The sequence below is a fragment of the Streptomyces sp. NBC_00996 genome (genome assembly GCF_045162675.1).
Lineage (GTDB): Bacteria > Actinomycetota > Actinomycetes > Streptomycetales > Streptomycetaceae > Streptomyces.
In genome coordinates this window covers 2,716,069-2,730,814 of record NZ_CP108723.1, presented here as the reverse complement: position 1 = coordinate 2,730,814, position 14,746 = coordinate 2,716,069, and the positions used below count along the sequence as shown (strand labels likewise).

The following is a 14,746-nucleotide window of genomic DNA, read 5'->3' as shown; positions in this document are numbered from 1 at the left end:
TCCGCCAACCTTGGCGCGGGCTTTCCCATCCCGGCCGGTCCGCCGTAGTACGGGCCCGGATAGGCGCCCAAGGTCCCCTGGGACTGCGGGTAGTGGGGAAGCTGGCCCGGCGGGTTTCCACCGGTGGGGTATGAGGGATAAGCCACTTGATTCCTAGCTGAGTTGCCCATGGGTTGAGTGCTGCTTGTCGTCACGTCTCGAACTCGCCCACCCACTCGCGGTTCAGAAGGTACTTGGGCAAATATTCAGACTCCACCTCAATGGGGAACCCTGCGTCATAGGCCAGACATGCGATAGCCAGAGGTCCTAGGGCGAGGGAGCCTGCGAGGTCATTCGCCCGATTTTCGTTGGCAGTCCAGTATGTTTTATGGAGCTCCAAAGCCTCGACAAGTGCCCGATTGAATCCGGCGTGGTCCTTGCGGAGGAAATGGTGGAAGAGATTAATGGGTTGGTACAGGATGTTCTGGAGTAGGTCCCTGGGTGTGATCGACGCAACTTCCGGATAGGATGAATTGATCGCCGCGGTCAATTTTTCGACCAAGCCTGGGCGCTCAAGCCAGTATGTTTGCAGGGCGTCGACCCAGTAGTATACGTAATCGTCGCCTTCCGCTCCGGAGGCGCGCAGCAATTCGAGAGGAAGCTCGCACATCTGGGTCATCCGTGCCTGGTCACGGCAGATGATGACGAACCATAGCGAGGTGAGCCAATTACCTGCGTCAGCATAGAATTGCGGCCCTGTTGCGGGGATCCTTCGAATCTCATCACGGATTCGACACTCGATAGCGCCTTCCGTCGCGCTAGCCGCACAGAAAGCCGCGCAGCCAACCTGCATCGCAGAGACAGCGGCTTCCCAGGTCTCCAGGTGTGACGCGTCCGGATCGAGGGTAGCGCGCGCCTGTACGAGCATGAGCGCTTCGTTCAGTGCCATCCCGAAAACGGTCGCTGCCTGATCAAGGCTCTGGATGCTGTCCTCCAGCTCCTCGGCCAAGTCCTGCACGGCAGTCTCATCCAGCATCCCCGGCCTGGTGTGCCGAGTCACTGTCGCTGTCACCAAGATCTCCTGTCAGCTGATGTCGAATTGCCACTTTTCGTAGCCGGCGTACTCGCCAGCACTCGGCTTTCCCTTCACTAGTATATATTCGACATTCCCTGCTTTGAGTGCTTTCTTGAGTTTCTTGTATAGGTGCATCTCGTTTGTGTTCCCGTTGAGGCCTCGCTGCTTCATTTCTCTCATAATATCCAGGAAGTACTGCTTTGATCCCTGTCGGGCCTTGAATCCGGTAGGAAGCGTTCTGTGGCCGAGACGCGTTTCGGTGCTGCTCTTCGACTCGATGACGATGAGTTTTTCGGTGCCGTTCTTGTCTGTCCAGCTCCAGAGCTGATCAAACTGATCATTTCCATTCTTGGGTCCCGACAGTTCTTCCCACTTGGCGCCCGGATAGTGCTCCGGTATGACGTGATATCTTGCGACAGCCTCACCGAATGCCTCGCTGTCCAGCCCCATCCGTTCGTGGAACGGGGCGTGCTCGGCTTTGATCTCTTCATATGCCTTGAGATTCTCCGGCGTCGGCGCCGCCTCGGCAGCCTTCTTTGCCTGGGTGACTGGTTCGTGCCACTGATTATCTGCCGTAACTGAGATGTTCCGTTGGTGCGCGGAATCATGGATTATCCGAAGGTCATCAGACGTCGGGACGGTATCCGGCCCCCTTACGACCTTCGATCCTCCGACGTATTTCTCCGGGAAGGGCGGCGGAGCGTCGTCGGCTGCTATCCGTGTACCTGGATGGTTCGGATCGTCGATCAGATGGGGTGGAGCGAAATTGCTCTCATCGGTGATCGAAGCCCTGAGTCGACGTCCGTTACTTTTGTAGTAACTTTCGAAGTATCCGTCCTCATGATTGGCCCGGTAGACCTGAACGTCCTTGATCTGCTGAGGAGAGAGACCGTCATACCATCCCTTGCCGGATGGGCGGCTGTCGACTCCGCGCTGGCCCGGCAAGCCGTCGATACTTGAACTGCTGTCTCCATGCTGCCCAGGCACTCCATTGTCTCCGACGCCGTTGTGGACGCCGTCAAACGTGCCGGAGGAAGTCCCACCATCATGGTGTCCGGGAACGGAGCCACCACTCACTCTGCTGGATGCCTCACCAGGGCCGTGAGGACTGCCGCTGTCGCCGCTGGCCGCGGCGTCATGACTGGCTGGCGGAGGAACGTTTTCGCCCGCGTGTATACCGCCGTCGACGGCACGTGCCTCGGCACCGACGAGTGCGGACTGGTGTGGCCGCGCGGCGACCGAGGAGGCGCGTTCGGCGGCCGACAGCTCGCTCGGGACGGCGCCGGTGTGGGGGACGCCGTTCGTGCTCGCGGTGAACTCGCCGTCTCCGACACGGAGTGTGGAGCCGTCGGAGAGCTCCAGCACGCTCTCCGGGCCCTTGGCCGCGCGAAACTCGCCCAGTCCGGCACGGACGTTGGCGGTGACTTCGGAGATCTTGGGCAGGGCGAAACGGGTGGCCCGGACGGCCGTACTGACCGGGTCCACGGCGTCGGCGATGCGTGCCGCGGTGAGGACGGCCTTGGCGCCGGCCCCGGCCTTGCCGGCCGCGCTGACGCGTGCCGCCGTCGCGGCGCCGGCGAAGGGGAGGAGGTTGAACGTGACGACGCTGCCCGAGGCGCGGGCCGGGTTGGTCTTCCACATGTCCCACTTGAGGAAGGCCTTGCCGGTCTCCTTGGCGTACGGCTTGCTTCCCTGGGCGAAGTCGCTGGCCCAGAAGCCGGTGGCCTTCTGCCCGCTGGACTCCTGCAGGTAGGTCTCCCCGCCGACTATCGCGCGGGTGAGGCCTTCCCAGGCGAGCTTCGCCTGGTCGGTCCCATGACCTCCGGCCATGGTGAAGACGCCGTCGAGGGTCCCCACCACGCCGTCGACGACGAACCCGTCCCAGACGTGTTCCTTGAGTTGGTAACCGATGTCCCAACCGCTGTGGGTCAGTCCCTGCGGAGTGCCCCAGGGCAGTTTTTGGGCCTGCTCATAGGTCTCGGCGGTGGCCCCGTAGAGCTCGACCCCCCGCGGCACCAGCATGCGGTTGGACTGCTGCATGTACTGAGTGCCGCCCACCAAGGCCGTGATTTTGTTGTGGGCGGCGATCTCGGCGGCTTCGAAGGCGGCTCTGGCCTCGGCCACCCCGTTCATCAGCGCCGTGTGTTCGTCGACCTTGTCCTGGTTCTTGGTCCAGTCGTTGTCGACCGGGCCATGGGTCCATTCGCCGGAGCCGCGGTAGGTGTCCTTGTCGACGGAGGCCACGAATGCGGCCGCCTTGACCTTGAGATGTTCCAGACGGTCGATGATCGGCTTGACCGTCTGTGCGTACTCGGCGAGCGCTGCGACGACGGTTTCGACCTTGTCGGCGAACGCGTCGGCGCCGTCGCGCACCGGAGCCGTGGAGGCGAACAGATCAGTGGCCTCGGGTGCGCGGTAGACCGTCGACAACGCCTGGAACCGCGTGTGTGCGGCCTCGCCCGCGCGCCGGATGCCGTCCGCGTCGGCCTGCAGTCCTGTGACGTGCCGGTCCAGCAACCCGAGGTCGCCCGTGAAGTGAGGTATGCCCTCCGGGTTGATCACAGTCGGCCCCGCTTGAGGCCGGGCATGTCCAGCGTTGCGTCCACCAGGCCGGCCGCCTCGTGCTGCACATGCGCGGCCATCTCCAGATCGCCTGCCTCGTAGGCCAGGGTTGCCTGGATCGCGCCGTTGACCGACTTGCTGGTCCGCGTGCCGACGAACTGGAGTTCGCTCGCGGTACCTTCGACGAACTCGACCAGGGCCGCCCCCACCAGCCCGGCCACCGGGGCATTTCCGCCCGTGTCTCCGGACGCGAGGGTTCCGGCCGCTGTCGCGGCTCCCTCCAGGTCCGTGCCGTACGCCTGGATGATCTCGTCCAGCACGGTCATCACATCGCCCACCCGCGAGATGACCACACCCACACCGGCCGGATCAATATCCCACTTCGGCATGCCCTACCCCCTGTAGTGCCGCACTGCCCCGCTACTCCCGTCCGTCAAGTGCGCCGGGCTCAGCCGATGTTGTCGACGGCCGCCCGGGCCTTGCCCATGGTCGTCTGCGCGGTCCCGTCGTTCTGCTCCAGGGTGGTGCGCACGAGGCGGATGATGTCGCGGACCTCGTTCGCGGCGCGGTTCCAGCGCATCTCCTTGCCGTGGTACTCGTCGGAGACACCGTCGGCGGTGAAGTCGGCCATCGCGGCCTTCACCGCGGCGTCGCGGTCGCCGAGCACGCGCTCCAGCTGGCCGATGACGCCCTGCAGGCTGCCCTGCACCTCGGTGGAGGCGCCGGTGTCGTACGAGCGACGGTCTTGGTTCTGACCCATCTTCCATTCCCCCTTGTACGTGCTATCGGGCGCCGAAGCGGGCGGCGTCGAAGTTGGCGTGGCCCTGGTTCTGGTGGGCGTTGTCCTGCTGCTCCAGGTCACCGGAGCCGAACGCGGTGTCCATCCCGCCTTGGCCGCCCAGAATCGCGCTCAGCGAGCCGTTCAGCGCGTTCGTGATCTCGTCCGTATGCGCCTTGAACGAGTCGAACGCGGCCTTGCCCGCCCCGTTGAACTTCCCCTCCAGCGGCTCAGCCGCCTGCACCAGCCAGCGAATCAGCGTGCCCAGGTCGTCAGTCGAGCCGAGCGTGCTCTTGCCGAGATCCGCCAGGGTCGACGACCCCATGTCGAACTTCACGCACCCACCCCCGTGTTCATCGTGTTGTACGCCGTAACGGTTCAGTCGTTCGAGGGTCACGACGTGCTCGTACGAGACGCAGTTCCCCTGTGTCGCACAGGTCACGGAACTCTTCGAACATCCTCTCGTGCAACGCGTTGCAGGCGCAACGCAGTTGGGGGCGAAGTGGCGTGATCTATCCCATGACGGCCCTGAACCGACTGCCTGTGCCCTTCTGGGGGAGCGCCTATACCGTTTGGCCGGGTGGCGTCTTCGGGAGAGGATCGCTCTGGTGGTGGGCTGAAAGTTTTGTGTATCGCTGTCTTCTTCGCGCGAGAGAGGGCAGAGAAGAGAGGGTCATTCAGGAGGAGTTGGATGCCCTGCGCGCGGAACTCGTCGCTGCGCGGGACGTCGACGACGCTGACAGCGTGGCCGACACCCAGGCCGAGTGGCGCAACCGACTCCGCCGAACGCTGCGCTTCGCCCCGCAGGCCGAAGCCGAACTTGGTTTCCTGCTCAATGAGTTGAAGCCGAGCGCAGGCGAGCAATGAAAGGGCGACGTGTACCACACGGTCAGCGGCGGCGTGCAGCACGGGACAGTCATCCCAGCCCACACGGTCGACGACCTGACGATCGGGCAGCCCCGCCGATGAACCCCTACCTCGTCGAGCATGAGCAGGAATCGGAAGTGGACGCCGGATGCTTCCGTGCCGAGCCGCTTCCCTGCCATCTCGCAGGCCTCCGCAGCTACTTGATCGTCGCCGACTCGGCGGCCAACCGTGCGTCGTACGAGTCTCGTCGTCCCGCCGGGTGGACCGGATGACGACGAGATCGCACATGCCCTCAGTTCGCGAGCAGCGGTTCGAGGAACCGGCTGGGTGTCCCGTGCCAGAAGATCGCAAGCGAGTCGCGTGAGCGGGTGGCTGCGACGAAGAGCAGGGAACGGGCTCGCTGGAGTTCGCGCCGGTAGCGCAAGGCGTCGGTGCGCTGCATTTGGATCACTGCGTTGCGAGGGACCAGACCGTCACTGACACCAGCGATGATCATGCGCTGGTATTCGAGTCCCTTGAATCGGAACATCGTGCCGATGTGCACGCCTTCGTCACCGCGAGGCCCGTCGGGGCCGATCTCTGTGGCCTTGATGCCTGAGTGGGCCAGGGATACAGCGACCTCCTGTGCCATGGCGTTGGTGGGCACGCAGATGGCGATCTGTTCCAGGGGGATGTCGTCCCACTCGGAGATCAACTCGGTGATGGCCTCGCGTTCGGCTTCCCAGTCCGCACTCGGGTGGAGTTCGGGCCGCGCTCCGCTCAGCACCGACCTGTATCCGGCCAGGGTCTCCTCGTTGCCGTCGAGATCGTCGAACAGTTCACCGCTCAACACCCCGAGTGCCGAGCCGAGAATCTGGCGGGTGGTCCGGTAGCTGAGGGTGAGCTTGGCGGATCTGCCACGGATGTTGATGCCGAGGCTGCCGAGAGTCACCTGGTTGTTGTAGATGCGCTGGTGCGTGTCGCCGACGAGGAAGAGGTCATTGCGGTCCCGGGCGACCATGGCGCGCAGCATTTTCCAGTGCCCCGGCCGGAGGTCCTGAGCCTCGTCCACGACGATGTGCCGGTAGCGGTACCGCAGCCATCCGGCGGAACCGTCCTGAAGGTGAATGTTGTCCAGGCCGCCGTGCTCCGCACGCTGCTGCTCGACAGTCTGGATCCGCCGCTCGCGCTCCATCTCCAGACGCGCGGCCCGTTCGGCGACCTGCGCCCACGTCTGGCGCCCGACACGGTCGAGTCGCTGGGTGAACTTCTCGGCCAGCTGCCAGATTTCGGCCCGCTCAGGGCGGGTGATGTTCCGTCCCCGGCCGGCACGCCGCGCACGGAAGTAGTCGGTGCGGGACGCGACCGCCTGGCCGAGGATCACCTGCGTCCACTCGTCGTGCAGGAACTCCGCGTCCCAGGCCGTCTCGCCGAGCTCGTCGAGCATGGAACGCCACTCTCGGAGTACCTGGTTGTCGTCGATCGTCTGCTTGGTACTGCCCGGCTCAGCCTCCCGGACCACACGCAGTGCCAGTTGGTCGACATGACTGATGTCCACGCGAGACAGCAGCTGCTCTCCGCCGAGCTCCAGCAGCCGGGCACGGAGGTCGGCCGCGAGGTTCTTGTTGTACGTGGTGAGAAGCACCTGCTTGTTGCGGCCCTGGGGAAGCTGTTCGACGAGATGCTTCACGCGGTGCAGGGCGACGATGGTCTTCCCCGTACCAGGGCCACCGCCCACACGGGCCGGACCGGAGTAGTCGCGCTCCACCAGCTTGGACTGCGTGGGGTGCAGGAAGACCTTCCAGCGCCCGAAGTCCTCTCCCTCCAGGGCCTCGCGCAGTGCCTCGTCCGTGGTCGTGACCATCGTCGCCGGGCGCTGGGCGGCGGTCTGGAAGTCCTCGGGGTCGACCGGTTCAGGTGCCGCGACCGGGGCTGTCACCTGCTCCAGTACGTCGTCGTACGACTTGCCGTCGAAGAGCGAGAGCAGAATCTCGCCGGTCAGTTGAGGCGCGTACTCGATGAGCCCGAGCAACTGCTCCTCGGTGGTGAGCGTGCGAATCACCGGTACCAGCGGTTCGGCCACGCCGAGGTCGGTGAGCTGCTGCTCCGAGAAACGGGCGAACAGCGGCGCCGATCGGGAGGGTTCGGGCTCCGCTCGGGGAGCCTGTGCCGGCTGTGGGGCTGCCGTCCGTCTGAGGACGCTCTCCTCGACGACCTGAAGGTCGACGTACTCGATCCCGCCGGTGATCTGGTTGATGCCGTAGGCGAGGCGGTCGAGGTTCTCGTAGACCTCTTTGCGGTGCTTGACCGAGACGATCAGCCAGTCGTTGTCGGCGAGGCGCAGCAGCAGGGCGCGGTACTCGTCATTGACACGCGCGGACCACAGCCTGCTGTCGCCCTTCAGCTGCTTCAACTGGAGGCCGGTGGCCTGCGGGTTCGCCTTGAACTTGTGCTGGAAGTCGTAGAGGGCACCCTTGACCGTACGGGGGAGCTTGAGGATCTCCTTGTCGGCCTTGTCGAGCAGACGCAGGGTCACACTCGCGGTGTTCATCGGTGGGGCTCCCCGTAGGTCGTTCCGTCGTCTCGCTGATCACGATGCCGGTCGGGCGTGGATGGTTGCATGCCCAGCCGTTCCGCAAGTTCCCTTGCGGTCCACGCACTCGCGGGCCGCACATCCCACCCCGCTGCGGCGAAGGCCGAGTCCCGGTCCTCGGCCTCGTAGTCCGGCTCGGAGCCGACAGGGCGGGGGGCGAGCACGACACCGACCTTGTGGCCCGGCCAGGCGAGTTCGGCCATCCAGCCGCGGTCGTCGAGCTCGAAGCCGTCGACGGGCGCGGGTGCCGCCATGGAGGTGAGCGCGACTGCCAGCAGCTGCAGTCCTGGCTCGTCCGGATCCAGAAGCTCCAGCACGGCGTCCCAGCCGGTACTCCGGAGGCCGGATCCGCTCCGTTCTGCCGCTGCACGTTCGGCTTCAGCGCCCCTGTGGGCTGTTTCCCGGACTTCTTGCCGGATGGTGGGCTCCTCGGCGTCGACTCCGAGCTCGATCCGCGTGGAGGCAAGCCATCCGGAGCCACCGGTGACCGCGAGTGTGTCCGCCGAGAACCCGTCCAGCAGGCTCGTGGTCAGCTGGACGCTGTCGCCTCCTCCGTGCTCCAGGAACTGCAACAGGTTGCTCCAGAACAGCCAGGCCTGCCAGCGCTTCTTGTGCGTGCCCGCATTCGCGACGGCCGTCGGGCTGTCGTCCAACACGGTGGCCGCCGTCCACGCCGGCGGCTTGTGGCGCGCGTCCGCCACGGCCGCGAGGGAGCACCCGGATCGATCCACCGCGGCAAGGACACGCAGCGGCCCGCCTTGACCGTGCGGAGGCGTGCCGCGCAATGCCTCTGCGAACTGGGCGCCCACGGCTTGCTCGGACACGACCGCGCTATGCGGCTGTGTTCCGGTCAGACCGGCCACGACCGCTTCCGCGCGGGCCAGCCATGCCTCGGCATCCGGAGCGCGCAGGTAGGAGAGGAGCAGATCCGCGGGATTGATCCAGACGTTCGTCGCGAGCTCGCCCGGCAGACCGCCCCGTACCTTGGCGTAGTAGTCACGGGCTTGCCGCCGGCCTCGTTCGCCGTAGGGCTGCCACACGGGATCCGTGGGCCCGGCGGCAGCGTAGCCGGTGTCGCGCACCCGGGTGCGCCACTCCTTCACGTCGTAGTACGTGAGCTGGAAGACCCTCAGCCCCTCGGCGCGGAGCCGAGTGCGCTTGGTGGCGTCGTCGGCAAGACGGTTGTGCTGGGCAGTGGCATGGAATTCGAAGCCGTCCAGGTAGAGAGCGAGGCGCGGTCCGGGGGCGTCGAGGCGCTCGAACAGGACGTCCGGACGGGTCCCGTCGAGTATCCGCTGCTGCGAGACACGCCAGCTGAGCGTGGTGCCGCCGGAGCCGGTCAGCCGCAGGTCCAGCGAGTACGTGCCGGCCGTGGTCGTGTACGCATCCGCGCTCGCCTGAGAGTCGGGCTGCTTGGCCCACTCCTTGAGCGTGTCGATGAACATGACCTCAAGGTCGCTCTCGGCTTGCCGCTCCAGCGGGATGTGGTGTGTCGTGGCGACGGGGGAGGTCTTCCAGTTCTCGCCGCTCTTGCCGAGCAACTCGTCCAGCATCTGCCGTACTTCGTTCCTGCTCACCCGGTCGTAGTCGCTCGCGGGAACGCGGCGCAGCAGGCACCGGTGGCAGCCGTCCAGGCCCTTCTCGATGCACTGGCAGCTCTCGATGACCTCGCGCGCCTTGAGCAGTACTTCCCGGAAGCCGTCCGCGGACGCCAGCCGATGGAGGTAGCCGGTGCCGCCCGGCAACCTGTCGTAGACGACGAGGAAGCGGCGGGGCCAGTCGGTGTCGCCGGCGTCGGGCATGGAGGCGGAGGCGATGTCGATGTGGTCGGGATCGCCTCCGTACCGTGCCGCGATGCCCACGAACAGGGCGGCTGTGAAGGACGCGAGCCGCTCCTTGGCACGAGCAACGGATGCCGGGAGCAGGATGCGTACGGCCTCGGTGACGAGCTCGTGGGTCAGCAGCAGCGGCACGTCCTGGCCCTTGCCCTGGTCGTCGCCCGCGGCCCGTGTCTTGCGGCGCGGGCACCACAGCAGGTGGTGGGCACCGGCTCTGCTGCTGGAGGCCAAGGACTCCGTGAGCGCGTTGTGCGGTTGGTCGACGACGGGGCGTCCCTCGGCGGTGGCACCGCCGCAACTTGTGCACACGTAGAAAGGGTTGAGCCGGACGTCGTCGCCCGCGATCGGCACGGTGCTGCTGCCGTCCTGCCGGTCGAGCCCGAGGTTGAGGGTCCTGATGACGGCGCGCCGGGTGAAGTCGACACCGAAGATGGCTGTGTCGTGCCGCCAGGAACCGGATGCCAGATGCACCGGATCGATGTCGACGGTGGTGAGCATCGAGTAACGGCGGCGGTCCCGTTCGTCCTTGTCGTCCCGGACCCTGGCGTCGTCGCGCTTGTCGCGGGCGATGACCCGCCTGGGTTCCATGACGTACTGGACGCATCCGGCATCGGCGATCTCCCGCCCGCCGCAGCGCGGGCACGGCGAGGTGTCCGTCTTGGCGTTCTCGGTGCGGGTGTAGCCGCACGCCGGGCAGAGCCGCCACACCGACCAGGCGCGCCGGTCCGGACTGCCGATGTCCAGGGCGCGCACGACGTGCCGGTAGCCGTTGACGTAGAAACTGTTGCCCGGGGCGAGCTCGGAGAGGGAGAGCCTGCGGGAGCGCTCGTAGTCCCGCACCTCGCTGCGGTACGTCTTCTTCGCGTCGGCTGCTTCACCGTCGCCCGCGTCGGCCTGCTCCTCGGTCCAGTAGAGCGTGGCCTCCAGCCGGGTCGTCGTGTCGGCGAGGCTGTAGTTCGGCAGGAGCCCCAGGTCGACGAGCGCTCCGTGGGCGCTGGTCTGGCTCAGCTCGCGCAGCAGGTCGCCGGTGGCACGGCGCTCGGCCAGCAACTCCCGGTGTTCACGGTCCTGTTCGGGGTCGGAACGGACGAGGCCGTCCATCGCGGTGTCGATCGCTGCGATGCGCCGCCGCAGTTCCTCGCGTCGCGCCGTCCAGTCCTCCTCCGCCTCCTGCAGGGCCCGGACGATTCCGCCGGTGGCGTACGCGCGCAGCTCGTCGGCGGCGTGCTCGGAGACTCCCGTTCCGTCCGTCTTCCCGAGGGGGAAAAGGGCGAGGAAGCCCTCGACCAGTCGCGCGCCGTGGGTGAGCGCGGCGTCCGCGAGGTCCTGGCACCAGCCGGTGGTGCCGAAGAGCGCCGACACGAGCCGCGGCGCGGGCTGCAGTTGCTCCCCGTCCGCCGTGGCCAGGGAGCCTCGCGCGGCGAGGTCCAGCAGATGCGCCGTGTACTGGCGGCGCAGGATCTCCACCGCGGACAGGTAGCAGCCGGGCGGCACGATGTCCCCGGCGATCATCTCCCGCGGCTCGTCGAGGTAGTAGAGGTCACGGGCGCGCCGCCCGCCGAAGGCGACCACCAGCGCGTTGCCGGTCTTGCGGCCGGCCCGCCCTGCCCGCTGCACGTAGTTCGCGGGCCCCTTCGGCAGGGATCCGAGGAGCACGGCCGACAAGTCGCCGATGTCGATGCCGAGTTCCAGCGTGGGCGTGCAGGACAGCACGTTGGGGTCGGTGTAGTGCGTACCCTCCCGGAAGGTCCGCTCGACGCGCTCGCGCTGCGGCCGGGTGAGCATGCCCGTGTGCTCGGCCGTGACCACACGGAACGTGCCGCCCGTCAGATACAGACGCCGGTAGTAGTCGTTCTGGTAGTCGCGCTCCCGGGAGCCGCCGAAGCTGCCGGACGTGCTGGTGACGCTGACGGAGACGTCGGCCTGCGGCGGCCGGAGCGTCCCCTTGCAGCGGTAGCGCGGGCATGGATGCCCGTACCAGCGCGTCCTGCGCTCGGGCAGCACGACCTGCTCCCAACCACAGTCCGCGCAGCTGACGAAGGCCTTGTTGACCACTGCGTCGTCGAGCAGGCGCACCTCGATGTGGCCGGGCTGCAGCCCGTACACCTTGGTGGTCCGGTCCTGCGCCGCGCGCACCGCCAGGACGTGTTCCTCCGCCAGCACGGGCAGCAGCCGCCGCAGATACTCGCTCGCCCCCGCCGCGTCCAGACCGAGACACCGCCGGGTCCAGTCCTGGTACCAGCCGAGCCTGCCGGTGGCCGCGTCGAACGTCGACTTCTCCTTCGGCCCGTCCAGCAGGAACCGCGGCGCCGCGACTCCGTCGGGGAATGCGGGCATGCCGTCCGGCCGGCCGCCCCACACCTTGAACCGGGTGACCCCGGCGTCCCGCATCCACGGCTCCAGCCACCGGTGCCTGACGCCGCCGCGCAGCCGCACACGCTCCAACAACCCGCGTACGAACGCCAGATAGCGTTCGGGCGTCGGCAGTCCGCCCGTCGCGATCAGCTGGCCGGGCAGCGACAGATGCAGATCACGGGCGAGCGCCGTGACGCGGTCCGGGTTCTGGACGATGACCTCGGCCGCGGCGGTGCGCGTGAGCTCCAGGGTGCGCCCCTGGCGCGAACGCAGACCGAACTCCATGACCGTGGCGAACGCCAGCCGCTCGCCGATGAGCTTCCATGTACGGGCATCACCTGTGCCCCGCCCGGACAGCAGCCGGTCCACACCCGGTTCGTCGTGCAGGTCGGGCGGCACCACGGCGGCCAGTGCCTGCGGGTCGTCGACGGCGTCGAGTACGTTCCCGATCAGGTCGTTGAGCGCCAGCGGCTCCGGGGAGTCGTGGAGGGTGTGCGCGAGCAGCGACCGCAACGAGAACTTGTACGAGGCGTTGGCGACGTACCCCGCCCTGTGCGCGGCGTCCTGCGTCGAGTCGTTGAAGAGCAGCGTCTTGCGCTCCTCCGGGACGAGCGCGATGTCCCCGCCGGTGAACAGCTGCGTGACCGTGGCGGAGGCGAGAGCGGCAAGTGCCGTACCCAGGAAACGGATTCCGTTGTCGGTGTTGCAGGCCGGGCAGCGGTCGTCGACGGCAGCCTTGTCCGCCGACTTCTTGTCGGTGATGGCCAGCGCGAACCAGCCGTCCTGCAGTTCGTCGCGGTCCCCGGGCGTCGGCAGACGGTACGTGCCCTGCGCACCGTCCAGGACGACGACGGACAGCGGATCGACTCCGCTGCCCGATGATGCCTTGGCACCGGTAAGGGCGTTCAACGCCTCATCTCGCTCGGCGGCGGTGGCGGCGATGAAGTAGCGGATGCGCCGCTTGTCGCGCCCGACTCCCGCGCGCCACACCTTGTCCTGCGCCATGACGAGCTGCTGCGGGTCGGCCTCCGGCGACAGTGCGGCCCACCCGGACCGCCCGCAGTTGCGGCAGTAGACAGCGGGCAGATGCACGGCGGCCGGCCGCGCCGCCGTGTCCGATCCCGGCTGCGCCTGCGCCCGCCGGGCGTCACCGGACGGCCAGCTGCCCGAGGACCGTTCGTCCTCACCGGCCCCGGCGGGTGGAGCGGCCAGTGCGGCCCTGCGCGCGGCGGTGCGATCGTCCTCGTACCACCGGAACTCGGGAGTCGGCCCGACACCGCGCAGTACCCGCGTGACAGGTCGTACCCACAGATGCGCCTCGACGTGCAGCAACGGCCGGGGCCGCTGCTCGTCCGAGTCGGGATCCCGAGCGGCGGACAGCAGGGCCACGAAGCGCGACAGCGCCTGCAGCACAAGCCGAGGATTCTCCCGGGCGGCCCGCCCCCACGCGTACCCGAACCGGCTCATCCGGTCGCGCAGCTCCCACTCGCTGAGCGGCTCCCCCTCCAGGAGCGACAGCACACCGTGCGTGAAGTCGTGCCGCTTGAGGAGTCTGCCGAGCCGGAAGGGATCGAGCCCGCGCCGCCCGAGCAGTCTCTCCGCGAGCCCGTCGAGATCCAGCAGATCCGGCCGTGCCTCGACCCCCGGCCCACCGGAGGAGTCGATGACCTCCTTCGGCGACGGCGGCTCCGGCAGCTCGTAGTCCACTTCCCCGGTGAACTGCCCCGCGGACATGCGCTCTTCACCGATCACCGCGTCAGGCGAGAACGCCATCCCGAAGACCTGCGCCGCCACGTCGAGTATCCCGTCGCTCTGGTTCCCGGGGCCGCCCTCACCCAGCGTCGCGGAGGTCGCCACCGGGCAGATCGCCCCGAGCGGCTGCCCCGGACGGCTCTGCCCCGTGGCCGTGGCCAGCCGACGCAGCAGCATCGCGACGTCGGTGCCCTGCGCGCCGTCGTACGTGTGGAACTCGTCGAGCACCACGAACGCGATGTCCGCGTCCTCCCACAGCGGTTGGTCCTCGCCGCGCTGGAGCAGCAGGTCGAGCATCTTGTAGTTGGTGATCAGCACATCCGGCGGCGACACCCGCATCTCCTCGCGCCGGGTCATCACCCGCCGGAAGTCGGTGTCCGGCCGGTCGCCGATGTAGAGCCCCGCGGTGACCTGGGCGAGTTCGGGCTGCGCGAGATACTCCCCGATGCGCCCCGCCTGGTCGGTGGCGAGCGCGTTCATCGGGTACAGCAGCACGGCCTTGATCCCGCTCCGGCCGCGCGCCTTCTCCCGTCGGCAGTGGTCGAGCACCGGCACGAGGAAGGACTCCGTCTTACCGGACCCGGTCCCCGTGGTGATCAGCGTCGGCTGCGCCGGCCTGCGCAGTGTGCTCAGCCGCTCCCACGCCCTGGCCTGATGCCGGTACGGCGGAAACCCGGGGACCCATTCGAGGTGCCCCTGCCATCCGTCGTCGGCCTTGTGGAACGGCGTCCTGATGCGGAGGTACGGGCCGCGGAAGATCCCGGTCTCCGGATGCCCGAGGAAACGCTCCAGCGCGAAACGGGTGTCTCCGTCGGTGAGGGCGTAGGTCGTCGTGAGGTACTGCGTCAGACTGCCGCGGACCTGCGCGGCGGCCAGGGTGGGCCTCACGACGTGCTCCTTCGTCCCAGGTTGTTGTCCAGGTCAACCGTATAGCGGGCATCCGACAACGTCCCCCGAATCACGGCTCA

The 14,746-nt window shown here is 67.5% G+C and carries 8 protein-coding genes; 1 reads left to right on the top strand and 7 read right to left on the bottom strand.

What is annotated here, in order from left to right:
- Window positions 1-190 precede the first annotated feature (190 nt).
- From OG390_RS12930 to OG390_RS12910, 5 genes are read right to left on the bottom strand one after another with little or no spacing between them, the layout of a single operon-like run.
- Window positions 191-1,015: an immunity 49 family protein gene (locus OG390_RS12930; RefSeq protein ID WP_406167610.1), complete on the bottom strand. Its 825-nt coding sequence runs from the start codon at window positions 1,013-1,015 to the stop codon at window positions 191-193.
- A gap of 48 nt (window positions 1,016-1,063) precedes the next feature.
- Window positions 1,064-3,616, bottom strand: a complete 2,553-nt coding sequence (locus OG390_RS12925) for a hypothetical protein (protein WP_406167608.1) — start codon at window positions 3,614-3,616, stop codon at window positions 1,064-1,066.
- Window positions 3,613-4,005 carry a DUF6507 family protein gene (locus OG390_RS12920; protein ID WP_406167606.1) on the bottom strand — a complete coding sequence of 131 codons (393 nt, stop codon included), beginning with the start codon at window positions 4,003-4,005 and terminating at the stop codon, window positions 3,613-3,615. Before OG390_RS12920 ends, OG390_RS12925 begins: the two co-directional genes overlap by 4 nt.
- A 59-nt stretch (window positions 4,006-4,064) precedes the next feature.
- A complete protein-coding gene (locus OG390_RS12915; protein WP_406167605.1) occupies window positions 4,065-4,376 on the bottom strand; it encodes a pore-forming ESAT-6 family protein in 312 nt (103 codons plus the stop codon).
- A gap of 22 nt (window positions 4,377-4,398) precedes the next feature.
- Window positions 4,399-4,731: a hypothetical protein gene (locus tag OG390_RS12910; protein WP_406167603.1), complete on the bottom strand. Its 333-nt coding sequence runs from the start codon at window positions 4,729-4,731 to the stop codon at window positions 4,399-4,401.
- Between the two features lie 170 nt (window positions 4,732-4,901).
- Between OG390_RS12910 and OG390_RS12905 the strand changes: the two genes are divergently transcribed.
- Complete coding sequence (locus tag OG390_RS12905; protein WP_406167601.1) at window positions 4,902-5,261, top strand: hypothetical protein; 360 nt, start codon at window positions 4,902-4,904, stop codon at window positions 5,259-5,261.
- Between the two features lie 292 nt (window positions 5,262-5,553).
- Here the strand turns inward: OG390_RS12905 and OG390_RS12900 are convergent, their stop codons facing one another.
- Window positions 5,554-7,791, bottom strand: a complete 2,238-nt coding sequence (locus OG390_RS12900) for a UvrD-helicase domain-containing protein (protein WP_406167599.1) — start codon at window positions 7,789-7,791, stop codon at window positions 5,554-5,556.
- Window positions 7,788-14,666, bottom strand: a complete 6,879-nt coding sequence (locus OG390_RS12895; protein ID WP_406167597.1) for a DEAD/DEAH box helicase — start codon at window positions 14,664-14,666, stop codon at window positions 7,788-7,790. Before OG390_RS12895 ends, OG390_RS12900 begins: the two co-directional genes overlap by 4 nt.
- Window positions 14,667-14,746: the final 80 nt, after the last annotated feature.